Origin of the sequence: Streptosporangium sp. NPDC049046, from assembly GCF_040649155.1 — a bacterium.
Taxonomy (GTDB): domain Bacteria; phylum Actinomycetota; class Actinomycetes; order Streptosporangiales; family Streptosporangiaceae; genus Streptosporangium.
The window spans coordinates 1-23234 of sequence record NZ_JBEZEZ010000014.1; the positions used below are offsets into that span (position 1 = coordinate 1).

General features: G+C 72.6%; 18 protein-coding genes. 6 read left to right on the forward strand and 12 right to left on the reverse strand.

Annotated elements, in window-relative coordinates:
• The 11 genes from AB0B96_RS20780 to AB0B96_RS20830 all read right to left on the reverse strand — a co-directional run.
• Window positions 1-3526: beta-ketoacyl synthase N-terminal-like domain-containing protein (locus AB0B96_RS20780; RefSeq protein ID WP_362900852.1), on the reverse strand; the 3526-nt coding region annotated here is incomplete at its 3' end.
• A 133-nt stretch (window positions 3527-3659) separates the two neighbouring features.
• Window positions 3660-4424 (reverse strand): alpha/beta fold hydrolase, encoded by a 765-nt coding sequence (locus AB0B96_RS20785; RefSeq protein WP_362900854.1) that lies wholly within the window; start codon window positions 4422-4424, stop codon window positions 3660-3662.
• Window positions 4421-5503 carry an alpha/beta hydrolase gene (locus AB0B96_RS20790; protein WP_350946118.1) on the reverse strand — a complete coding sequence of 361 codons (1083 nt, stop codon included), beginning with the start codon at window positions 5501-5503 and terminating at the stop codon, window positions 4421-4423. The genes AB0B96_RS20785 and AB0B96_RS20790 overlap by 4 nt, the downstream gene beginning before the upstream one ends.
• The gene (locus AB0B96_RS20795) at window positions 5500-6255 is read right to left on the reverse strand and encodes a 2-oxo acid dehydrogenase subunit E2 (RefSeq protein WP_350946119.1); all 756 of its coding nucleotides are present in this window, start codon (window positions 6253-6255) and stop codon (window positions 5500-5502) included. The genes AB0B96_RS20790 and AB0B96_RS20795 overlap by 4 nt, the downstream gene beginning before the upstream one ends.
• A complete protein-coding gene (locus tag AB0B96_RS20800) occupies window positions 6252-6485 on the reverse strand; it encodes an acyl carrier protein (RefSeq protein WP_350946120.1) in 234 nt (77 codons plus the stop codon). The genes AB0B96_RS20795 and AB0B96_RS20800 overlap by 4 nt, the downstream gene beginning before the upstream one ends.
• Window positions 6482-7516 (reverse strand): 3-oxoacyl-ACP synthase III family protein, encoded by a 1035-nt coding sequence (locus AB0B96_RS20805; RefSeq protein WP_362900857.1) that lies wholly within the window; start codon window positions 7514-7516, stop codon window positions 6482-6484. The genes AB0B96_RS20800 and AB0B96_RS20805 overlap by 4 nt, the downstream gene beginning before the upstream one ends.
• A 205-nt stretch (window positions 7517-7721) precedes the next feature.
• Window positions 7722-10010, reverse strand: a complete 2289-nt coding sequence (locus AB0B96_RS20810) for a heavy metal translocating P-type ATPase (RefSeq protein WP_362900859.1) — start codon at window positions 10008-10010, stop codon at window positions 7722-7724.
• Between the two features lie 111 nt (window positions 10011-10121).
• Complete coding sequence (locus AB0B96_RS20815; protein ID WP_362900861.1) at window positions 10122-10604, reverse strand: CBS domain-containing protein; 483 nt, start codon at window positions 10602-10604, stop codon at window positions 10122-10124.
• Window positions 10604-11470: a universal stress protein gene (locus tag AB0B96_RS20820; RefSeq protein WP_362900863.1), complete on the reverse strand. Its 867-nt coding sequence runs from the start codon at window positions 11468-11470 to the stop codon at window positions 10604-10606. Before AB0B96_RS20820 ends, AB0B96_RS20815 begins: the two co-directional genes overlap by 1 nt.
• A gap of 130 nt (window positions 11471-11600) precedes the next feature.
• Window positions 11601-12401 (reverse strand): universal stress protein, encoded by an 801-nt coding sequence (locus AB0B96_RS20825; protein WP_362901189.1) that lies wholly within the window; start codon window positions 12399-12401, stop codon window positions 11601-11603.
• A gap of 34 nt (window positions 12402-12435) precedes the next feature.
• Window positions 12436-14535 carry a glycosyl hydrolase family 65 protein gene (locus tag AB0B96_RS20830; protein WP_362900865.1) on the reverse strand — a complete coding sequence of 700 codons (2100 nt, stop codon included), beginning with the start codon at window positions 14533-14535 and terminating at the stop codon, window positions 12436-12438.
• Window positions 14536-14917: 382 nt separating this feature from the next.
• On the opposite strand from AB0B96_RS20830, the gene AB0B96_RS20835 reads away from it, so the two are divergent.
• From AB0B96_RS20835 to AB0B96_RS20860, 6 genes are all read left to right on the forward strand, one after another.
• Window positions 14918-15604 (forward strand): CBS domain-containing protein, encoded by a 687-nt coding sequence (locus tag AB0B96_RS20835; protein WP_362900867.1) that lies wholly within the window; start codon window positions 14918-14920, stop codon window positions 15602-15604.
• A gap of 136 nt (window positions 15605-15740) precedes the next feature.
• Window positions 15741-16802 carry a 4Fe-4S dicluster domain-containing protein gene (locus AB0B96_RS20840; RefSeq protein WP_362900869.1) on the forward strand — a complete coding sequence of 354 codons (1062 nt, stop codon included), beginning with the start codon at window positions 15741-15743 and terminating at the stop codon, window positions 16800-16802.
• Window positions 16790-17608, forward strand: a complete 819-nt coding sequence (locus AB0B96_RS20845; protein WP_362900871.1) for an FAD/NAD(P)-binding protein — start codon at window positions 16790-16792, stop codon at window positions 17606-17608. The genes AB0B96_RS20840 and AB0B96_RS20845 overlap by 13 nt, the downstream gene beginning before the upstream one ends.
• Window positions 17608-18399, forward strand: a complete 792-nt coding sequence (locus tag AB0B96_RS20850; RefSeq protein WP_362900873.1) for an oxidoreductase — start codon at window positions 17608-17610, stop codon at window positions 18397-18399. The genes AB0B96_RS20845 and AB0B96_RS20850 overlap by 1 nt, the downstream gene beginning before the upstream one ends.
• A complete protein-coding gene (locus AB0B96_RS20855; RefSeq protein WP_362900875.1) occupies window positions 18389-19675 on the forward strand; it encodes a Ni/Fe hydrogenase subunit alpha in 1287 nt (428 codons plus the stop codon). The genes AB0B96_RS20850 and AB0B96_RS20855 overlap by 11 nt, the downstream gene beginning before the upstream one ends.
• Window positions 19676-19700: 25 nt before the next feature.
• The gene (locus AB0B96_RS20860) at window positions 19701-20228 is read left to right on the forward strand and encodes a hydrogenase maturation protease (protein WP_362900877.1); all 528 of its coding nucleotides are present in this window, start codon (window positions 19701-19703) and stop codon (window positions 20226-20228) included.
• A 6-nt stretch (window positions 20229-20234) separates the two neighbouring features.
• Here the strand turns inward: AB0B96_RS20860 and mgtA are convergent, their stop codons facing one another.
• Window positions 20235-22913, reverse strand: coding sequence for a magnesium-translocating P-type ATPase (gene mgtA / locus AB0B96_RS20865; protein ID WP_362900879.1), 2679 nt, complete (start codon window positions 22911-22913; stop codon window positions 20235-20237).
• Window positions 22914-23234 lie beyond the last annotated feature (321 nt).

The following is a 23234-nucleotide window of genomic DNA, read 5'->3' on the forward strand; positions in this document are numbered from 1 at the left end:
CCAACGCCACCAACGACGACGAACACGCCGTATCCACCGTCAACGCCGGCCCCCGCAACCCCAACACATACGCGATCCGACCCGACGCCACACTGATGCTGCCTCCGGTGAGGAGGTAGCCGTCGGACGCGCCGCCGCCCTCGTGGAGGCGGGGGGTGTAGTCCGACGCGGTCGCGCCGATGAACACGCCCGTGTCGCTCTCCTTCAACGACAGCGGATCGATGCCCGCCCGCTCCAACGCCTCCCACGCCACCTGCAACAACAGACGCTGCTGCGGATCGGTCGCCAACGCCTCCCTCGGACTCATCCCGAAAAACCCGGCGTCGAACTCACCGGCACCGCTCAGGAAACCGCCCTGCCGGGTATAGGAGGTGCCGGGACGCTCGGGGTCGGGGTCGTAGAGGGCCTCCAGATCCCAGCCGCGATCGGCGGGAAACTCCCCGATCGCGTCCGTCCCCGACGCCACCAGCTCCCACAAATCCTCTGGCGAGGCCACCCCACCGGGAAACCGGCACCCCATCCCCACGATCACCACCGGGTCGTCGTGGTGACCGGCGATGGGGGCCGGCGCGTCCGGGGCCGTATCGGCGGTCAGGTGCCTGACCAGGGCGGCGGTGGTGGGATAGCCGAACAGGGTGGCCGCGGGCAGGTCGACCTCGAGGGCGGCACCGACCCTGTCGCGCAGCTCGACCATGCCCAGCGAGTCCAGGCCCAGGTCCTTGAAGGTGGCCTCCTGGTCGACGCGGGCCGGATCCGAGAAGCCCAGCACCGCCGCCACCTCACCGAGGACGCGGCGCCCCACGTCGGCCTTCCCGGCGGAGAGAGCGGGAGCGGCGGGGGCGGGTCCCCTGCCGGAAACCGGGACCTCGGCGACAGCCGGTTCCCCGCCGGGAACGGCGTCCAGCCAGTGGTGCTCGCGCTGGAACGGATAGGTGGGCAGGGCGAGACGGGGGCCGCCGGGCGGGAAGACCGCGTCCCAGTCCATCGGTACACCGGCGGTGAACAGCCCGCCGACGGCGACCTCCACCTCGTCGTGCCTGCCGAGGACCGGCACGAATGCCGCTCTCCTGCCCTCCGCCTCCCGGCCGAGCCCGCTCAGGGTCGCCCCGGGTCCCGCCTCCACGAAGATCCCGGCACCCAGCTCGCGGAGCCGGGTGAGCCCGTCGGCGAACCGCACCGGTCGGCGGGCGTGCTCCACCCAGTACTCCGGATCGGTGCCCTCGACGAGCTCACCGGTCACGGTGGACACGAACGGGATGCGGGATCCGCCGAACGAGATCCCGGCGAGCACCTCCCGGAAGTCGTCGAGCACCGGGTCCATCAGCGGGGAGTGGAACGCGTGGCTCACCGGGAGCCTACGCGTGCGGTACCCCCGAGCGGTACCGAGCGCGGCGACCTCCTCCAGCGTGCGCGTCCCGCCCGCGACGACCACGGACTCCGGGCCGTTGACGGCGGCGATCACCGCGGTTCCGCCGACCAGGGCGAGCAGCTCCGCGGCGTCCGCCTCCCCCGCGCTCACGGCGAGCATGCCGCCGCCCGCGGGCAGCGACTCCATGAGCCGGCCTCTGGCGACGATCAGTTCCGCGGCGGAGGGCAGGTCGAGGATGCCCGAGACGTGTGCGGCGGCCACCTCCCCGATGGAGTGACCGGCCACGAAGGACGGCTCGACCCCCAGGGAGGCGAGCAGGCGGAAGGTCGCCACCTCGACCGCGAAGATCACGGGCTGGGTGAAGGCGGTCCGGTCGAGCAGCCGGGCCTCGGCACTGCCGGGCTCTGCCCAGACGACGTCCTTGATCGGGCGTGACAGCCGATCGTCCAGAGCGGCGGCCACCTCGTCGAACGCCGACCGCCAGACGCGAAAGTCCCGGTGTGCCCGGCGTCCCATGCCGAGCCGCTGGCTGCCCTGCCCGGGGAACAGCACCGCGACCGGCGCGCTCCCTGCCCGTCCCGTCACGACCCCGGCCGCGGGACGGCCGTCGGCCAGCGCCTCCAGCCCGGCCGGCGCGTCACCGGTGACGGCGGCGCGCCACTCGAACGCGGTCCGTGTGGTGGCGAGGCTCCGCGGCAGCCCCGGAGAGATCTCACCGTGTTCGGCGACGAGGTCTCGCAACCGCGCCGCCTGCTCCCTCAGCGCGGGCTCGGTCCTGGCGCTGAGCACCAGGGGAGTCCGCGGCGCGCGGACGTCCGGCTCCCGAGAAGGTCCCGGCACCGTGGAATGTCCGTGCGGCGTGGAATGTCCGTGCGGCTCGGGCGCCTCGGCCACCACGATGTGGCAGTTGGTCCCGCCCATGCCGAACGAGCTGACACCGGCGACGAGCCTCTCGTCCTCTCGGGGCCAGACGCCGCCCTGGTCGCGTACCGTCAGGCGCCAGGCGTCCAGATCGATGTCCGGGTTCGGCTCGGAGTAGTTGAGGCTCGCGGGCAGCCGGCGCTCGCTGACGCTGAGAACGGTCTTCAGCAGGCCGGCGATCCCGGCCGCGCCCTCCAGATGGCCGATGTTGGTCTTGACGGAGCCGACGTGCAGCACGGGGCCGCCGTCCCGGGCGAGGCCGAGGGCTCTGGCCTCCACCGGGTCCCCGACCCGCGTGCCGGTGCCGTGCAACTCGACGTACTGCACGTCGGACGGTGACACCCCGGCCGCCGCCCACGCCTTCCCGATCACCTCGGCCTGCGCCCGCGCGCTCGGCACGGTGAGCCCGTCGGTCGTGCCGTCGTTGTTGACGGCGCTCCCGAGCAGCACCGCGTAGACGCGGTCGCCGTCCTCGACCGCCGCGTCCAGCGGCTTGAGCAGCACCAGCCCGGCGCCCTCACCGCGAACGTAGCCGTTGGCCCGGCGGTCGAAGGTGTGGCAGCGCCCGTCAGGGGACAGCCCGCCGAAGCGCGCGACCGCGGCGGTGCCGGCGGGGTCCACGATGAGATTCACGCCACCGGCGAGCGCGAGCCGGCTCTCGCCGCGCCGCAGGCTCTCGACGGCCAGATGCACGGCGACCAGCGACGACGACTGGGCGGTGTCCACCGCGATGCTCGGCCCCCGCAGGCCGAGGGCGTAGGACACCCGGTTGGCGATGATGCCCCGGGTCGTTCCCGTGAGCGTGTGACGCCCGATCGCCGAGGCGCGTGACAGCGCGGCGTACTCGTCGGCGATGGAGCCGACGAACACGCCGGTCGCGCTGTGGCGGAGCGTGGCGGGGACCAGCCCGGCGTCCTCCAGCACCTCCCAGGCCAGCTCCAGTACGAGCCGTTGCTGCGGGTCCATCGCGGTGGCCTCGCGCGGTGAGACCCCGAAGAACTCGGGATCGAACCCGGCGATGTCGTCGAGGTAGCCGCCGTAGCGGAGGCCCGGATTGTCCTGGGCGAGCTCGGCCGGGACGGCGGAGAGGCCCCGATGAGCGGGGATCTCCCGAACGGCACCGCGCCCCTCGTCGAGCAACCGCCAGAAAGCGCGCGGGTCCGATGCCCCGGGGAGACGGCACGCTGCTCCGATCACCGCGATCGGCCGGGACACCCGCTGGTCGTTGCTGCTCAACTGCTGCCTCACTCTCGCTCGTGACGGCATGACGGCAGGGCCGTGCGAGGCCGTGGGTGCGGTGTCGTGCCGGTGTCGCACCGGTGTCGTGGCGGTGTCGTGGGTTTGATGTCGTGGTGGGAGGTACGCGAGCTCAGTCCCGGCCGGTGAGCGCCAGCCACACCGTCTCCGCCACGTCCCGCGACCGCGGGGTCAGGTAGAAGTGGTCCCCGGGAAAGGCCCTGAGCCGGAACCCGCCGGAGGTGTTCTCGCGCCACCGCTCCACCTCGACGACGGCCGCGAGCGGGTCACGGTCCCCGGTCAGCGCCACGATCGGGCAGCCGACCCGCGCGCCCGGTGCCGGAACGTACGCCCGCAGGGCGCGGTAGTCGCTGCGCAGCGCGGGAAGGACGAGGTCGCGCAGGGTCTCGTCCTCCAGCACCCGCCGGGAGGTCCCGCCGAGGCGCACGACCTCCTCAATCAGGGAGCGGTCGTCTCGCAGGATCCGCGGGTCGACACGGGTCAGGGCCGGGGCGCGCCCGCCGGAGACGAAGAGCAGGTCGGGTACGGCACCGAAGCCCTTTTCGCCGAGTAGCGCGGCCTCGAAGGCCACCAGGGCGCCCATGCTGTGCCCGAAGAAGGCGAGGGGCGCGGCCGGCCGCTCCTCGGCGATCACCGCGGCGATCCTGCGGGCGAGTTCCCGCAGGTCCTCGACGGCCGGTTCGCCGCGCCGGTCCAGGCGGCCCGGGTACTGGACGACGAGCACGCGCACCGCCGGTGAGAGCTCCTGGGCCAACTGGGTGAAGAAGGCGGCCGACCCACCGGCGTGGGGGAACACCACCACGCAGGGGGCGTCGGCGTCGGCCGGGGCGAACTGCCGCAGCCAGTCGCTCCTCGCCGCCGTTCCCGTCGCGGTCATCGGCCCGTCCCCGCGCGGGCCGCCTCAAGGGCGGCGCCGAGCGCCGCCGTGACCCGGGGGTCGGCGTCGGGCCGCATCTCCTGTATCGCGAGCAGGCTCCACGCCCGGGTCTCCGCCAGGTGCGACGGGGCGCCGTGCACGTCGGAGTGCTCGATCAGCCTCAGGTCGCGCACGGAGCGTTTGAGCCGCTCGGTGTCGCCAGGCGGGATTATCTCGTCCCTGGTCGCGGTCACGGTGGCGAACGGGACCTCCAGGTCGCGCAGGCTCTCGTCGTCGAGCGCCCAGTCCCGGATGCGCGCGAACACCGCCTGGGGCGGCACACCCACCAGATGCGCCAGGGTGTCCCTGGTGATCGTCGGCACCCGCGCCTGCCAGGCGGTGTCGGTGAAGAAGTCGTGGATCGGCGTCCCGTTGCCGACCAGGCCGCGGATCCGCCGATCGCGCAGCGCGGCGGTGAGCGCCAGATGACCGCCGAAGCTCAGCGCGAGCAGATATGTCTCGGACACCTTCGCCCGCCCGGCCAGGGCGTCCAGTATCGCGGTGAACAGCCGCCAGCCGTCCGGACCGTAGCGCAGGGGGTTCTCGCCGACGCCGGGGAGTTCGGCCACGACCCCGGCCATCCCGAAGGCCGCGATCTGCGGCAGCACCGGGGCCCACTGCTCCTTGGGGCTCACGATGCCGCCGGTCATCACCAGCAGCGGGCGCGGCTCCTCGGCGGACAGGCCCGTGGCCCACACCTTGACGGGCAGCCCATCGACCTCGACGGTGACCGCTTCGATCCCCGGCCACTCCCGCCGCCAGCGTTCGAACGCCTCGACGCAGCGCGCGAGCGCCCGCTTGCGGCCTGGGCCGTCGACGAACGGGAACCGTCCCAGGTTGTAGTACTGGCAGGCCGCCAGCGTCTCACCCGCGGCCTCCGCCTCCTCCCCCGCTCGGATCCACTCATACGGCCACGAGCCCGGCTCGTCACCGCTGTCGGAGCTGATCCGCTCCAGGGGGCTCGCGTAGTGGCCGGTGGGCAGGTTCTGGGAGATCGCGTGCGCCACCACGAACCGTTTGAGCTCGGCCAGGTCGTTCATTCGGCGTATCCCTCCAGCGCGTCCTTGATCTCGGTGAGTACGTCGGCGCCCTCCGCTCCGTCGATCACGCGGTGGTCGAACGCCATGGAGAGCCGCATGACCGGGGCGATCACGATCTCGCCGTCCCTGACGACCGGGCGGTCGGCGATCCGGCCGACCCCCAGGGTGATCGTGGTGCCGCCGACGGAGTGGAAACCGTCGACCGCCCGGTGGCCGAGCGAGGTGACGCTGAACGTCCCGGTGACGGCGGGGCGCCGCTCCAGCAGTCCCGCGGCCTCCCGGAACCGGTCGAGCGCCACCTGCCAGGGAAGCAGCCGCAGGGCCCGGATACCGGCGAACTCCTCTGCGGTGTCGGGATCGGCCTCGATCGCCCGGTCCAGGTGCGCCTGGACGTCGGCGAGGCTCGCGTTCTCCAGGCGGGGGATCACCGTCGCCAGCACGACCCTGCGGCCGTCCAGCGTCTTGTCGAGGGTGACTTTGGCGGCGACGGTGTCGTACGTGGCGACGACCGGGTCCAGGCGGCCCTGGATCGCCGTGTTCGCCTCGGGGTGCTTGCGCAGCACGCCCGCGGCCGCGTGCACGACGTAGGAGACCACCGAGCGGCGCTCCCCCGCTCGCCGCGCCCGCTCGCGTCCCGCGACGATCGCCGTCGCGTCGATCTCGGTGTCGAGGAAGACCGGCGAGAAGTCACGGATCTGGTCGAGGAAGAACAGGGTGTGGCGGCGCTGGTCGGCGAAAGGCTGCTCGGTCAACGGTTCACCACCTCGTAGATCGATTCGAGGTTCGCCGCCTCCAGGAAGTCCGGGAGCGACAACGGCTTTCCCAGGTGCTTCTCCAGCAGGACGAGCATCGCCAGGAGCCGTACCGAATCCCAGCCGGGAAGATCGTCGAAGGCCCGCCCCAGGTTCTCCGCACCGACGTCGAGCCCGATCTCGTCCTGGAGCAGGTCCACGAACTCCGCCCGCGAGATCCCGGCCGTCATCGGTCACGCTCCAGCGCGAGGCCCGCTCTGATCCACTTGCTCGACTCGATCGCCACCGCGACCGCGCGCGACGGTGTCGCCATCTCCGGCAGCAGGCGGTCGAGCTGGAAGAACAGCAGGGCGTTGCCGTTGTTGCCGGTCTCGCCGACGCAGGAGATCTCCTTGGCCGACGAGAAGTCAAGCCGCTTGGCGATCTTGTCGGTCATGGTGACGGACAGCTGGGGAGGCAGCAGATAGTCGACCTGGTCCCGCTCCCAGCCGAGGTCGTCCAGGAGTTCTTCGGCGACCTCCTCGGCCAGGACGGGCACGAGCTTCTCGATGGCCTTGTAGTCCTCACTCGCCGGCGCCTCGGCGGTGTCGCGGTCCGCCAGGCCGTACCACCGCAGGGTCTGGCCGGGGGCGCGGTCCAGGCCCGACAGCCTGGTGAGCACAGAGCGGACCACCGGCGCCCGGGGGTGGTCCTCGGTGCTGAGCACCGCGGCTCCGGCTCCGTCACCGAACAGCAGGTAGTTGACGACCTCGTCGGGCGGCAACGCGGCCAGGTCGGCCTTGAGGTCGTAGTGCTTGGCGATGACGTCCCCGCCGATCACCAGCGCGGTCCGGTACCGGCCGCTGCCCAGCAGCGCGGCCGCCACGTCGAAGGTCTGCACGGCCCCCGAGCAGCCCGACTGGAGCTGGAAGGTCGGCACGCCGTCGATACGCAGCCGGTCGGCGATCACGTTCACGGTGGTCGGCATCAGCGTGTCCGGGGTGGCGGTACCGAGCACCACCACGTCGATCTCCGCGGCGGAGATCCCCGCTCGGTCGAGGGCCTGAACCGCCGCGCGCTCGCCGAGATCGGCCAGGTCGTGGTGGCGCTCGCCCGATTTCAGGTCGATCGCGAGGTGCCGGGTCCGTGTGCCGATGAAGGTGTCGACCCACTGCCGCCAGAGGTCGTCCATCCCGAAGCGCTCGGCCAGTGCGGCGGTGTCGACGGGGGGCCCGGGAAGGGCCGTCCCCACGGACAGAACTCGTATCGGGCTTTCCCCCATGCTGCTCCTCCATCGAGCCGTGTCCGCGTCACGCGTGTCGTCGCCAGGCGGTCCGGTACTCCCGAGGTGGCGTCGCGGATCCCACGTCGGCCTTCCTCGTCGAAACGCTAATGACGCCTGCTAAAGCAGCACTAAGCGAGTGATGAACCGCCCCGCCGGACGGAGACGCCGGACGATGGACGCCTGCGCTCGGTCGCGATCGGCGTCACAGGGAGGCCAGGGAGAAGTAGGCCTCCTCCTCCTGGTCGAAGTGCAGCAGGAGGACCGCGTGCAGGCCGTACAGGCAGGCGCACAGGTCGTCGAGTTGCTCGGGGCGCACCCCGCCGTCCTCGGCGATGGCGAGGTGACGCCCCAGCCGGCGCACGAGCCGTTCGATCTCCGCGTGTGCCCTGCTCATGGTCATCGTGGCCTCGGGTCCGCCGAGAACGCGTCCCATCGCCGGGTAGAGCCGTCGTTCCTCGGCCCGTTCGTGTGGGAGCAGGCGTTCGGTGAGGAAGGTGTGGACCTCCCGCAGCCGGCCGAGGGCCTCCATCGGGGAGGTGCCGGCCAGCTCGTCGGCGGTCTCCCGGATCAGTTCCAGAGGCGGCCGCAGCGAGGAGTGCTCCATCTTGAAGCGGCGCAGCAGGGACTCGGTGCCTGCGTCGACCACCGTGCGGGTTCCCCGGGCGGGACGCAGTGCCCGCAGCGCGTTGAGGATCACCGCCACGTCGATGACCTCCTGGAGCAGGGCACCGGAGGCGGGTGGCAGCGCTCCGGCCGCCGCCACGGCCATGGCCAGCAACGAGAGGGCCATCCCCGCGCTCGCGCTCTGCACGGCGATGCGGCGGGAGCGACGGGCGACGTCCATGGCGTCGGCGAGCCGGTCCAGGCGGTCGGCGGTGAGCACCACGTCGGCCGCCTGGGTGGAGGCGGCCGAGCCGCGGGCGCCCATCGCGACCCCGATGTCGGCGGCGGCCAGGGCGGGGGCGTCGTTGACGCCGTCGCCCACCATCACGCTCACCGCCCTGGCCGTCTCCTGCCGTACGGCCCGCACCTTGGCCTCGGGGCTCTGCTCGGCCAGTACCCGGTCGACGCCGAGCACCGTGCCCACGCTCTCGGCGACCTCGGCCCGGTCCCCGGTGAGCATGATCACCCGCTCGATGCCGGCGGTGCGCAGCCGCCGCAGGGTCCGTGCCGCGTCCGCCCGTACGGCGTCGCGGAGCAGGATCACGCCCGCCGTCTCGCCGTCCACGGTCACCCAGACCGTGATGGCCCCGTCCAGTGCGGCCCGCGCCCGCTGGGCCCGCTCCCACCCCGGGGAGTCCGCGGCAGGGGATGCCGTCGCCTTGCCGACCGCTGTCCGGCGGCCCTCCACCACTCCTTCGGTACCGATTCCGGGCCGCTCCAGAACCTCGGTCGGCCTCGGAAGCTCGGCCCGGTGGGTGCGGGCGGCCTCGACGATCGCGGCGGCCAGGACGTGGGAGGACATCTGATCCACCGCCGCCGCCCAGCGCAGCACGTCGTCGGCGCGGACGCCGGGCGCGGCCACGACGTCGACGACCTGGGGGCGTCCCGCGGTGAGCGTTCCGGTCTTGTCCACGATGAGGGTGCGGGCCTGTCCCAGCCTTTCCAGCGCAGCCCCGCCCTTCACCACCACGCCGTGCCGCGCCGTACGCGACAGTCCTGAGGCGATGGCCGCCGGTGCGGCGAGCAGCAGCGGGCAGGGGGTGGCCACGACCAGTACGGCCACAGCCCGTACCGGCTGGCCGGACAGCAGCCAGGCGGCTCCCGCCAGCAGGAGCGTGAGGGGCAGGAACCAGGCGGCGAACCGGTCGGCGAGCCGTACGACGGGGGCGCTGTCGGCCTGCGCCTGCCGGGCCAGCCGCACCACCCCCGCGTAGGTGCTCTCGGCCGCGCTGCGGCTTGCCCACAGGTCGAAGGCGGGGCCGGCGTTCACGACGCCGCTGCGCGCGCTCTCCCCCGTGGCGCGCCTCACCGGGACCGACTCTCCCGTCAGAGCCGACTCGTCCAGCAGTGCCGCGTCCTTCGCGATCACGCCGTCGACGGGGACCGTCTCACCGTGCGGGATCAGCAGCAGGTCGCCGGGCCGCACCTGATCGACCTCCACGAGGGCGGCCACCCCGTCCCGGTAGCGCCGGGCCGATTGGGGCGCTCGTTCGTACAGCGCGGTCAGGTCCCGGCGGGCCCGGCGTGAGGCGTAGTCCTCCAGTGCCCTGCCGGTGGCGAGCATCACGCCGATCAGGGCTCCGGCGAGATACTCCCGCACGGCGAGCGCTCCGGCCAGGGCGAGTACGGCGATGGCGTCCACGCCCAGTCGGCCGCCACGCAGCGCCGCCACCACCCATCCCGCCGCGGGCACCAGGGCGACGCAGGTGACCGCCGCCCACAGCAGATCACCGGCGGCGCCCGCGCCGGCGAGGTGAAGTACGGCTCCGGCCAGGAGCCCGCACGCGGTCACCGCGAGGAAGACGACCATGCCAAGGCGTCTCGTCATCCGCGCCTCCCGCGGGTAGCCGTCCCGGCCCGGGGACGGAGGTCTGCTTCGGTCAGGGCTCCGGGACCGCGGACGGACGTCGGCGACGGGAGCCGATGCGCGGCGTCCAGCTCATCCCGCGGGGACCTGGGACGGCAGCACCGGGACCAGGCGGAACATCCCCGTCATCAGCTCCGGCGGCTCCGGTTGCTCGGTGACGCGGCCGGCCACGGCTCGCAGCACGTCGGTGGCGGTCATCATCCCCACCAGCCGGTGGTTTCTCCCCATGACCCCGATCGCGTCGACGCCGGCGTCGATCATCGCGGCGGCGGCGTCGGTCAGAGGCGTGTCGGGTGTGGTGTGCGGCCGGCGTCGGTCGGCCAGCAACGCGTGAACCGGCACGCGTGACTGTTCGATCGGGCCGCCGGACCAGTGGGCGGTGAGGTCCTCCCGGGTCAGGATCCCGCGCAGGCGGCCGTGCCCGTCGACGACCGGCAGGTGGTGGACCCCCGCTCGCTGCATGATCTCCCAGGCCATGAGCGGGGACTCCCCGAGGTCGACGGCGACCAGCGTCCGGCTCATCACCTGCGCCACCGTGAGGTTACCGGTGTCCATCACGCCTCCCCTCGGGCCTGGACGACGGCGACGGGGCAGCGGGCGTGGTGCAGGACTCCGTGACTGACCGAGCCCAGCAGGGCCGAACCGGCCCTGCCCAGTCCCCGGGAACCGACGACGACCAGGTCGGCGGTGGCCGAGGCCTCGCAGATGACGCCGACCGGATGCCCGCAGACGAGTGTCTGTTCGACCTCGACCCGAGGGTACTTCTCCCGCCAGGCGGTGAGCGTGTCCGTGCAGAGGTTCTGTTGGGCGGCGAGGATGTCCTCGACCAGCGGGGTGTAGACGAGGGCGCCCGGTCCCACCACGGGCATCTGCCAGGTGTGGATCGCCCGCAGCCCGGCGCCGCGGCGGGCGGCCTCCTCGAAGGCGTACTCCAGCGCCACCGCCGAGTGGTCGGAGCCGTCGAAGCCCACGACGATGCGGCCGTAGGTCCGCTCGGGGACGTCCCTGACGACCACGACGGGGGCGGCGGCATGCCCGGCCAGGGCCAGCGAGACCGATCCGAGCAGCAGCCCGGTGAATCCGCCCAGCCCTCGGCTGCCCAGCACGACCTGCTCGGCGTCCTCGGCCTCCCGCCGCAGGACCTCGATCACCGGGCCCGTCCCCAGCAGGGTGTCCACCTCCAGGTGCGGGGCGCGCTCCCGGGCGAGTGCGGCCGCGCGTTCCAGCGTCTGGAGGCCGTACTCGGCGACGGAGTCACGAAAACCCGGAGGGGTCTGCAGCGGGATGTCGCCGGGCCACGCCTCGCACGCATAAACGATCTTCAAGGCGCATCCGCGCCGGACCGCGTCGTCGGCGGCCCATTCGACCGCGACGTCCGAGGGAGATGAGCCGTCCACGCCCACCACTGTGTGCGCTGCCATGTCGACCTCCTTGGGTTCTGCTTCCATTCGACCGGCCGGCGGCGTTTTGCGCAGTGGGCCAAAGGCCCGTCCGTCAGGGACTTCCGACCCGCCGCGCGAAACGTCGCCGGCCCGTCGCTCGCGGGTCCGATCATCGGGCCGGCCGCTCTCGCGGCCCGCTTTCGCCGGACGAGGTCTCCTCGTGCCGGGCCACCGGGATCAGCATCACCGGGACGCGGGCGCCGGCCAGGGTTTCGCGTACGGTCCGCGCCCTTCCCTCGTCGAGGTGCTGTGACCATCCCAGCGCGATGAGATCCACGTGTTCGGCCGCCGCCACGCTCACCACCTGCTCTCCGGCGACTCCGCTGCGAAGCTCCAGGCGCACCCCGGGACACGCGCAGTGACGGGCCAGGAACTCCTGCTCCCACGCCTGCCTGGCGTGTGCGGCCTGATCCCAGAAGCGGGGAACGGTCACCTCGTCGAAGACGTGCAGGACCACCAGATCGACGCCGGTGCGGGTGAACAGCCGCGCGGTCTCGATGACGGCCGCCGCGGCCTCGAAGGATCCGTCCAGCGGCAGGAGCACCCGGGAGATGACGTGGTGAGGTGTCAGCGGCGTCCCTCGCGCCACCGGTGTCACCGGAGTCGTCGGAGGCACCACAGGCGCCGGTGAGGGAGGCAGCAGGACGACCGGCTTGGTGCAGCGGCGTACGACCCACCAGGACATGACCCCGGGCGGGGCGCCGTCGGCGAGGACGCCGAGAAGCGTGCTCGTCCGCTCCAGTTCGCGGAGCACCGTCGTCGCGGTCTCCCGTGCCCCGGAGCCGGGGGCGAGGTGGATCTCTCGAATGCCCGTGCGGAGAATTTCCGCCACCGCCCGGGCGACGCCGGTCACGGCCGCGGCCTCATCCTCGTCGCCGCCGTCGTCGACCACGGCCAGCACGTCCGCCATGTTCACTTTGTCCACTCCTCTCCCTTTTCCGGTGTCATCGGCCCAGCGGCAGGCGGGCGGAGCCGATCACCTCCCGTGGGTCGCCCGCGCCCAGCCGCACCCGCAGCGCCCCGTCGGTCCGCATGTCGACCGCCTCCGGGGTGATGTCCAGCCGCACCCGGCGGCCCAGGCACCGAAATCGCACGCCCAGGCTTCCCCACGACGCGGGAAGCCGGGGATCCAGGCACAGGATCCCTCCGCGTACCCTCGCTCCCGCGAAGCCGGTGAGCAGCGCCTGCCACACGCCCCCGAACGTGGCCATGTGCAGGCCGGTGGCCGTGGTCCCGGTGAGGTCGTCCAGATCCAGGACCAGCGCGGTGCGCAGCAGGCCGAGCGCCTCCTCCGGGCGGCCCGCTCTGGCCAGCAGGCAGGCGGTGATCGCCGGTGAGAGCGACGAGCCATGGGCGGTACGGGGACCGTAGAAGTCGAGGTTCGCCTCCAGCGAGCCCGCCTCGGCCTCCTCGGGCACCAGGTGGTGGAGCATGAGGACATCGGGCTGTTTGATGATCTGGGTGGCGGCGAGCCGTTCGTGACCGAGCAGCAGGTCGGCGGCGACCGGCGGGACGGCGATTCCCTCCATCGTGAGCGGCTCCAGCCGGAAATATCCAGCGAACTGCTCATATCTTCCCGAGGTGGGATCGTAGCCGTCCACCAGGCGGTCGGCGAGCGCGCGCCACCGGCGGCCCTCCTCGCAGCCCGGGGCGACGAGATCGGCCGCCTGCCGCAGGTTCCACCGGGCCATCACGTTGGTGAACGCGTTGTCCGTCACCGCCTCGTGGTACTCGTCCGGCCCGATCACCTCCCCGATGTGGGCCTGCCCCTCCCCGTCCACCCGGCAGCGCGACGCCCAGTAGCGGGCGGTCTCGATCACGAGAGGGCGCGCGGGTCCGGTCAGGAAAGCGCCGTCACCGCTCCAGCGCGAGTAGTGGGCGGCGGCCCAGGCGACGTCGGCGGTGATGTGCTCCTCCATCCGCCCGGTGAGGATGGCGAAGGGCTCGCCGCCCAGACACCCTCGGGCGGGGGTCACCTCCTCTCCGGTGGCGGCGGACTCCCAGGGAAAGCGCGCGCCGGAAAGGCCCAGGGCCGCGGCGCGGGCCCGCGCCGCGGCCAGGCGGCGGATCCGGTAGACGACCATCGCCCTGGCCGCGGCCGGATGAATGCTCACCAGGGCGGGCAGGACGAACACGTCGGCGTCCCAGAAGACATGACCGGCGTAGCCGCCACCGGACAGCCCTCGCGCGCCGACGGCCAGTTCCTCACCGCGCCCGGCGACGCTCCACAGGTGGAACAGCGCGAACCGGACAGCGAGCTGCGCCTGGGGATCATCGGGGATGCGGACGTCCACGGCCTCCCAGCGTGCCGCCCACGCCGCCCGCTGCTCGGCGAGCAGCCGGTCGAAGCCGAGCTCTCTGGCCGCCTCCAGCGCCGCGACGGCGTCGCGCGGCACCGGCCGGCGAGCGGGGTCGGCCGTGTAGGCGACGATCCGCTCCAGGGTGCGTACCTCGCCGTCGCGGCCCGTACGCTGCGTCGCCACGGCGGCCATACCCGCGTGGTCGGCGGTGACGCGCGACCAGGTGTGGCCGTCGAGCCGGCCCTCGGTGACCTGGCCCTCCGAGGGCGATCGCAGGGCGGGCCCCGCCCGCAGCCGCCCGGCGCCCGCCTCGGCGCGCATCGCCACCACCCCCGGCCGGCTCACGCACGCGAACCGCAGCGTCCGTACCGGACAGGTGTGGCCGATCTCCTCCCGGACCAGCACGCCGGCGCGCAGGTCGAGCACGCGCAGGTCCTCCTCGGGAGGCGGGCGCAGGACGAGCCCGGTCCACTGAGGACCCGGCAGCAGGTGCTGCCCCGATCCGGTCCCGGTGTAGATCCCCTCGGCGAGCACCAGCGGAACCGATCCGGGAGCGGACTCCTCCACCGATCCCCGGGTGGCGAAACCTCCGGCGCCGAGGGTGAAGAGCGTCTCGGTCACCCGGTGCCGCGACGGATCGGTGCCCGTCTCGCGGATCGTCCACGCAGGATCGTCGTCCACCCGGGGAACCCGCCCGTCGCGAGCCCCGTGCGGCATCTCGGTGGCGCACCGGTCGAACGCCACCGCCTCGAAGGTACGATCACGCCGTCGGCGGTCCGGGTCGTCCATCGGCCCCCATATCGCCTCGCGCCGGCGCCGGGAGCGGCGACGGCGGCCCCCACAGGCTCTCGCGCTCCCCTCCGTCGCGGCAGAGCCTTCCGCCCCGGCCGGAAAGGACTTTCGTCCCGGCAAGACTCGCCGTCGGCGGGTGTCCGATCCTCTCCCCGGGCTTCCTGGGGAGAGACCTCAGGTCTCAGGCCCCTGGCCAGGCGTCCCGCCGGTGACTCGGGCCGTCCGGCCACGCCGTGAAGGACTTTCGGCTCTGCTCACGAGCCCCAGGCACTCCATAACGTGGAAATTTAGAAATATGCGGGGGTTTGTCATGAAAATGACTGTTCAGGATGTCATGAGCACCGGAGTCATCACGGTGCGGGAGAACACCGCGTTCCGCGAGGTCGCCGAGATCCTCATCGCCACCGACGTCGGCGGGGTACCGGTGGTGGACGAGGACGACCGCGTACTCGGCGTCGTCTCCGAGGCCGACCTGCTGCGCAAGGAGGAGTTCAAACAGCGTTACCACTGCGAGCACTACCGGCCGCCGCTTCGCGCGTGGCTGCGTCACCGCATGAGCGGCGAGAGCGGCCTGCGGAGGAAGGCCGCGGGTGAGACCGCCGGCGAGCTGATGAGCCGCCCCGCCGTCGTCATCACCGCCGACTCCCCCGTGCTGCTCGCCGCTCGCGTGATGGACCTGCACGGGGTGAGACGACTGCCGGTCGTACGCGCCGACGGCAGGCTGGCCGGCATCGTCAGCCGCCGGGACCTGATCAAGGTCTTCGTCCGCAGCGACGACGAGATCGGGCGCCGCATCCGCGAGGACCTCGTCGTCCACGAGCTGGGCATGGATCCCACGGGCGTCGGGATCGAGGTCCGAGGCGGCCTCGTGCGGCTCTCCGGCCAGGTGGACGAGCACAGCCAGGCCGTCACCCTCGCGCAGAAGGCACGAAACCTCGACGGGGTCGTCAAGGTGACCGACGAGCTCACCTGGCGCCAGGACGACGTCGTACCCCTCTCGATCATCTGGGGCGGGGCCTGAGCCGCCGCGCCATCCGCCGATCGCGAGGTTCGCGAACCGGCGCCTCACCGTACGGCGATTCCCGCCAGGACGTGGAGCCCTCGTACGGCAGCATGACAACAGCGGGGACCGGGGGGAACGGCTCATGAGCACCGTTGTGACAGATTCGTTGGAAGCACTCATCGCCGAGCTGCGCTCGCGCGACTTCACCGTGGTCGGTCCCACGGCACGGGACGGAGCCATCCGGTTCGCCGAACTCTCCTGCGCCGCGCAGCTGCCCGCCGGGCGCGGCGACGAGCAGCGCCCCGGCCACTACCGGCTCACCGAGCGGGACGACGAGCTGGTGTTCGGCTTCGCCGCGAGCCCCGACTCGGCCAAACGCTACACCCAGCCGCCCCGGCAGAGACTGTCTCGGACGTACGGCGAGACGATGGAGGAGATCGAGGAACCGGCGCCCCGGATCGCCCTGCTGGGCGTACGCTCCTGCGACCTGGCCGCGATAGCGGTCCAGGACCGGGTCTTCCTCGGCGGCAGGCACCCCGATCCGGCCTACCGCAGGCGTCGTGAGGCGCTGTTCCTGGTCGCGGTGAACTGCGCGGTGCCCGGCGGCACCTGTTTCTGCGTCTCCATGGGCACCGGACCGAAGGCCACCGGCGGGTTCGACCTGGCGCTCACCGAGCTGAGCGGCCCGCACCGGTTCCTGGTCGAGACGGGAAGCGAGCAGGGCTCGCAGATCGCCGCGGCGCTCCCGCACCGGCCCTGCACCGACGACGACCTCGCCGCGGCGGCGGAGGTCTCACGGCTGGCCGCCACCCGGATGGGCCGTCAGGTGGACACCACGGACATCCAGCAGCGCCTGGCCGCGGCCCACGACTCACCGCGCTGGGCCGAGGTCGCCTCCCGCTGCCTGGCCTGCACCAACTGCACGATGGCCTGCCCCACCTGCTTCTGCACCACGGTCGAGGACTCCACCGACCTCACCGGCACCGTCGCGGAGCGGACGGAACTGTGGGACTCCTGCTTCACCCTGGACTTCTCCGAGGTCGGCGGATCCCCCGTACGCGCCTCGGGACCGGCCCGCTACCGGCAGTGGCTGACGCACAAGTTCTCCACCTGGTACGACCAGTTCGGCATGTCCGGTTGTGTGGGCTGCGGCAGGTGCATCACCTGGTGCCCGACCGGTATCGACGTCACCGAGGAGCTGGGATGCATCCTATGACGCCGGTGCCCTACCGCGTCCGGTCGCGCCGCCCGGACCGGGCCGACACGGTGACCTTGACGCTGAGGCCGGTCCAGGGCGACTGCCTGCCGTTCCTGCCCGGCCAGTTCACCATGCTGTACGCCCCCGGGGTCGGGGAGATACCGATCTCGATCAGCGGCCGCGCCCGCTCCGGCGGATACGTGCAGACGATCCGCGCGGTGGGCGCGGTCAGCGCGGCGCTGTGCCGGATGCGCCCCGGTGACGTCGTGGGGGTCCGCGGCCCGTACGGCACGTCGTGGGACCTGCCGGCGGCGGCCGGGCTGGACGTGGTCGTGGCGGCCGGCGGCCTCGGCCTCGCCCCGCTGAGACCGGTGATCCGCGAGCTGGCCGCCCACGGTTCCCGGTACGGGCGGGTCAGCCTGATCGTCGGCACCCGCACCCCCGCCACCCTGATGTATCCCGGTGAGCTGGCCCGCTGGCGGGACGAGCACGACATCGACGTCAAGATCATCGTGGATCATCCCGACCACGCCTGGAAGGGGCCGGTGGGACTGGTCACCCGGCTGATCGACCGGATCGTCTTCGAGCCTCGCCGCACCTTCGCCTTCGTGTGCGGCCCCGAACTCATGATGCGCGAGACCGCGGATCGGCTGGTACGGCGGGGGGTGCCCGCCGGGCGGGTGGCGTTGTCGGTGGAACGCGACATGAAGTGCGGGGTCGGCCGCTGCGGTCACTGCCAGCTCGGCCCGCTGCTCACCTGCCTGGACGGCCCCGTACTGAGCTACGAGCGGGCGGCCGGGCTGCTCGCGGTGCCGGAGCTGTGATGGCCGGGCCCGCGCCCCGGCGCCCGCGGCTGGCGGTGTGGAAGTTCGCCTCCTGCGACGGCTGCCAGCTCACCTTGCTGGACTGCGAGGACGAGCTGCTCTCGGTCGCCGCCGAGCTGGACATCGCCTATTTCCTGGAGGCCTCGAGCGCGATGGGGCGCGGACCGTACGACCTGTCGCTCGTCGAGGGGTCGATCACCACCCCGGACGATCTTCGCCGGATCCGGCACGTACGCCGCGTCTCCAAGCGCCTGGTGACGATCGGCGCCTGCGCGACGGCGGGAGGCATCCAGGCGCTGCGCGACTTCGCCGACGTCGAGGAGTTCCTCTCCGTCGTCTACGCCCGGCCCGACTACATCGCCACACTGGAGCGTTCCACCGCGATCTCCGCCCACGTGCCGGTGGACTTCGAACTGCGCGGCTGCCCCATCGACAAGCGGCAGCTGCTGGAGGTCATCTCGGCGTTCCTGGCCGAGCGCCGCCCCTTCGTGCCCGGCCACAGCGTCTGCGTCGAGTGCAAGGCCCGGGGCAACGTCTGCGTCCTGGTCGCCCACGGCACCCCCTGCCTGGGCCCGGTCACCCAGGCCGGGTGCGGAGCGCTCTGCCCTGCGTTCAACCGGGGCTGTTACGGCTGCTTCGGCCCGATGGAGAGCCCCAACGCCCGGGCGCTCAACGCGCGGCTGCGAGAGCTCGGTATGAGCACCCCCGAGCTGGTGCGCGTCTACCGGACGTTCAACGCCACCGAGGAACCGTTCCTCCAGGCAGCCGAGGAGGCCGTCGATGACGCATAGGTCGCTCAGGATCAGCGGGCTGGCCCGGGTGGAAGGCGAGGGCTCGCTGCTGGTGCGCGCCCGCGACGGCCGCGTCACCGACGTGGAGCTGAACATCTACGAGCCGCCCCGCTTCTTCGAGGCCCTGCTGCGCGGAAGGGCGCACACCGAACCTCCCGACATCACCGCCCGCATCTGCGGCATCTGCCCGGTGGCCTACCAGATGAGCGCCTGCCAGGCGATCGAGGCGGCCTGCGGGGCGGAGGTGGCCGGGCCGCTGCGGGACCTGCGGCTGCTGATGTACTACGGAGAGTGGATCGAGTCGCACACCCTGCACATCTACCTGCTGCACGCCCCCGACTTCCTCGGCTACGACAGCGGGGTGGCGATGGCGGCCGACCACCGCCACGCCGTGGAGCGAGGGCTCGCGCTGAAGAAGACCGGCAACGAACTGGTCGCCGCCCTCGGGGGCCGGGCCATCCATCCGGTCAACGTGCGGGTGGGCGGCTTCTACCGGGTGCCCGCCCGCGCCGAGCTCGCACCGCTCGCCGAACGGCTGCGCCGGGCCCGCGACGCGGCGCTGGAGACGGTGGGCTGGGTGGCCGGCTTCGACTTTCCCGACGTGGAACACGACTACCGCTTCCTGGCCCTGCGCCATCCGGCCGAGTACGCCATCCTGTCCGGCTCGGTCGCGGTGAGCGACGGCACCGAGTTCGCGGCGGCCGACTGGCCCGCCCACGTCGTGGAGGAGCAGGTGCCGCACTCCACCGCCCTGCACGCGCGGCTCGACGGGGACACCGGCTACCTGGTGGGCGCCCTGGCCCGATACGCCCTCAACGCCCACCTGCTCTCCCCCCTGGCCCGCTCGGCCGCCTCCGACGCCGGGCTCGGCCCCGTCTGCCGCAACCCTTTCCGCAGCATCGTGGTCCGCGCGGTGGAGGTCCTGCACGCCTGCGAGGAGGCACTGCGGATCATCGAGGACTACACCGAACCGGACGCGCCGGCCATCGCGGTCGAGCCACGTCCGGGGGTCGGGAACGGCGTCTCCGAGGCCCCGCGCGGCACGCTCTACCACCGCTACCGGATCGACGGCGCCGGGCTGATCACCGAGGCCGACATCGTGCCTCCGACCTCGCAGAACCAGGCCCGCATCGAGATGGATCTGCGTCATCTCATCGAGCCACGCCTCGGCCTGCCACAGCAGGAGTTGTCGGCGCTGTGTGAGCGCGCGGTACGCAACCACGACCCGTGCATCTCCTGCTCGACCCACTTCCTGCGCCTTCACCTGGACCGGTGAGGCCGGTCCGCACCCGGGAGGACCCATGCGCGACCGCGTCGCCGCCACCGCCGATGTCGTCATCGTCGGGATCGGCAACGAGTTCCGGGGAGACGACGCCGCGGGGCTGTTGACGGCCCGGCTGCTGCGCGGCACGCTCCCGGCGCGGGTCACCGTGCTGGAGAACGCGGGCGACCCCGCCGAACTGATCGAGGCGTGGACCGGCGCCCGGCTCGCGATCGTGATCGACACGGTGGTCTCCGGCGCGCCCCCGGGCACGACCGGCCGCCGTGCCCTCCTCGGCTCCGCGCCCCGCGCCCAAGGCGACCGCTGGACGCCGCCCGCCGTCCGGCACGGCAGTTCACACGCCCTGGGCATCGCCGACGCGCTCGCGCTCGGCCGTGTCCTCGGCCGCCTGCCTCGGGAGCTCGTGCTCCACACCGTCGAGGGCGCCGACTTCGGGCTCGGCGCCCCGGTGACGCCCGCCGTCGGGCTCGCCGTCGAACAGCTCGCCGAGACAGTGGCCAAGACGGTGGGCGAGCTCGTCCGCTCGGAGCCGGCACGGCCCCGTTGAACCGGATCACGGATGTTTCACGGACTCGGCGGACGCGACGGGCTCCGGGGTGCTGAACCGGCTCGCTCGGCGGTGGACGCGGTGACCGGGAGGGCGCGGGCGGGTGGGAGGTGCGGCGGGCACGGTGCGGTAGAACCACTGTTTGCCGAACTCGATGAGAACCAGATAGACGATCACCATGGCGGCCAGCGCGAGGAAGAACAGGGCGGGCAGGGGCTGGAAGCCGAGCGCGCCGGCGAACGGGGTGGACGGCAGCAGGGCACCGACACCGACGACGCCGAGGGCTGCCAGCAGCAGGGGCAGGCTGGGATGGCTGCGCAGGAACGGGACGCGGCGGGTACGGATGGCGAAGATCACCAAGGTCTGGGTGGCGAGGGACTCGACGAACCAGCCGCTGCGAAACAGCGGCGGCCCGGCGTGGAAGACCCCCAGCATGATGACGAAGGTCGCGACGTCGAACAGGGAACTGATCGGGCCGAAGAACAGCATGAAACGGCGGATCAGCCGGACGTTCCAGTGGGAGGGGCGGGCCAGCTGCTCAGGGTCGGCGTTGTCGGTGGGGATCGCGAGCTGGCTGCTGTCGTACAGGAGGTTGTTGAGCAGGATCTGCGAGGGCAGCATCGGCAGGAAGCCCAGCGTCAGCGAGGCGCCGGCGGCGCTGAACATGTTGCCGAAGTTGCTGGAGGTGCCCATCAGGACGTATTTCATGGTGTTGGCGAAGATCCGGCGCCCCTGCACGACGCCGTCGGCCAGGATGGCGAGCTCCTTTTCCAGCAGGATCACGTCGGCGGCGTCCTTGGCGACGTCGGTGGCCGAGTCGACCGAGATGCCCACGTCGGCGGCGTGCAGGGCGACGGCGTCGTTGACGCCGTCGCCGAGGAAGGCCACGTCCAGGCCGCTGCCGCGCTGCAGGCGCACGATGCGGGCCTTGTGTTCCGGGCTGACGCGGGCGAACACGGTGGTCTGGCCGATCAGCTCGGCCAGCCGGGGGTCGTCCGCGGCCTCGACGTCGGCTCCGGTGAGCACCCGCGCCGCGGGCAGGCCGAGGTCGGCGCAGAGTTTCGCGGCCACGGCGGGGTTGTCGCCGGTGAGGACCTTGACGGTGACGCCGAGTTCGGCCAGGCGGCGCAGCGCCTCGCGGGCGCCGTCCTTGGGCGGGTCGAGGAACACCAGCAGGCCGCGGAAGACCAGATCGCGCTCGTCGGCAGCCGTGATCGTGGCGGCGCCGGAGACCTCCGAGGCGGTCACGTCCGAAGTGGTCACGTCTCGGGTGGCGACGGCGACCACCCGGTTACCCGCGGCGAACTCGGCCTCCAGGGCCGCGGACGCCCGGGCGGGGACGTCGGCGCACCGGGCCAGGACGGCCTCCGGCGCGCCCTTGCTGATGATCAGGCGGTGGCCGTCGTCACGTTCGACCAGGACCGAGACCATCCGCCGCTCGTGGTCGAAGGGCAGCAGGGCGAGGCGCCGGTAGCGGCCCAGCCGCCCGTGCAGGGCGGCGGCTGGGGGTGAGTCCCACAGGGCGAGGTCCAGCGCGTTGCCGCCCACCGCCCGCTCCTGCCCGGCGCCCGGATCGACGGTGGCCTCGCCGCACAGCAGGCCGAGCTCCAGCGGTTCCTGCGCGGCCTGCCCGTTCGCGTCCAGGGCTCGTGTGAAGGTGATGCGGCCCTCGGTGAGGGTTCCCGTCTTGTCGGTGAAGAGCACCTCGACGTTGCCCAGGTCCTCGATGCACACCAGGCGCTTGACGAGCACCTTGTGCCGGGCGAGCCGCCGGCTGCCGGCGGCCAGACTGGTCGAGACGACGGCCGGGAGCAGTTGCGGGGAGATGCCCACCGCGATGGCCAGGGAGAACAGCAGCGCGTCGAAGATCGGCCGATGCAGGATCACGTTGACGATGAAGATCGTGGTGGTGAGCACGGCGGCGATGCGTACCAGCAGCAGCGAGAAGCGGCGCAGCCCGGTCTGGAACTCGGTCTCGGGGTGGCGTTCACCGAGTGCGAGCGCGATCCTGCCGAACTCGGCGCGGCCGCCGGTGGCCACCACGACGCCGACGCCCAGGCCCCCGTGCACGACGGTGCCCATCAGCGCGCCACAGGTCAGATCCGCCAGGGCCGTACCCGCGGCGACCGGCTCGGTCGCCTTGGCCACCGGCAGCGACTCCCCCGTCAGCGCCGACTCCTCGCACTCCAGGTCGCTCACCGACAGCAGTCGCAGGTCGGCCGGCACGATCTCGCCCAGCCGCAGTTCGACGACGTCGCCGGGAACCAGGGCGGTCACCGCCACCGTGCCGGGGCGGCCGTCGCGCCAGACCACGCAGCGATGCTCGATCTGGGAGTGCAGGGCCTCGGCGGCCCTCTCCGCGCGGTACTCGTTGACGAAGCCCAGCCCGACCGAGGCCGTGAGGATCACCCCGATGATCAGCGCGTCCTTCGGCTCGCCGAGAAAGGCGGAGGCGAGCGCGGTCACCGCCAGCAGGATCAGCAGCGGTGAGCGCAGCTGGCGGGCCAGCACCGCCGGCCACCGTGCCCGGTGCGAGCGCACGGCGTTGGGTCCCAGCGCCGCCAGCCGATCGCGCGCCCGCTCCGTCGTCAGTCCCTCGCGCCCGCTGCCCAGCCGGGCCAGCACCTCTTCGGCCGGCAGCGCCGCCGCGTCGGCGACGTCCAGCCGGGCCGTCGCAACCATCATCGGCTCCCTCCACCTCGCGCCCTGGTCCTGTTCAGATCCTGGGCGCTCGCGCCGCCGGCGCTACTACAACAACGTTTCGTTGTTGATTAAATGTCGTCGTTGCTACGGCGCACCAGCAGCCGGCGGCCGAACCCGGGCTCGACCTCCCATGGCAACGTGGCCGGCGCCCAGTCATACACCCCAGGTCCCTTGGCGCCGTCGCCAGCCGGAACACGCTTCCATGCTTAGCCGGGGCGTCGGCGACCAGGGTGTCGGCGCGCAGGTCGCCGCCCGGCCCCAGCCCGACGCTCTGGCTGCGCGGCACCGCTACCACGTACCCCA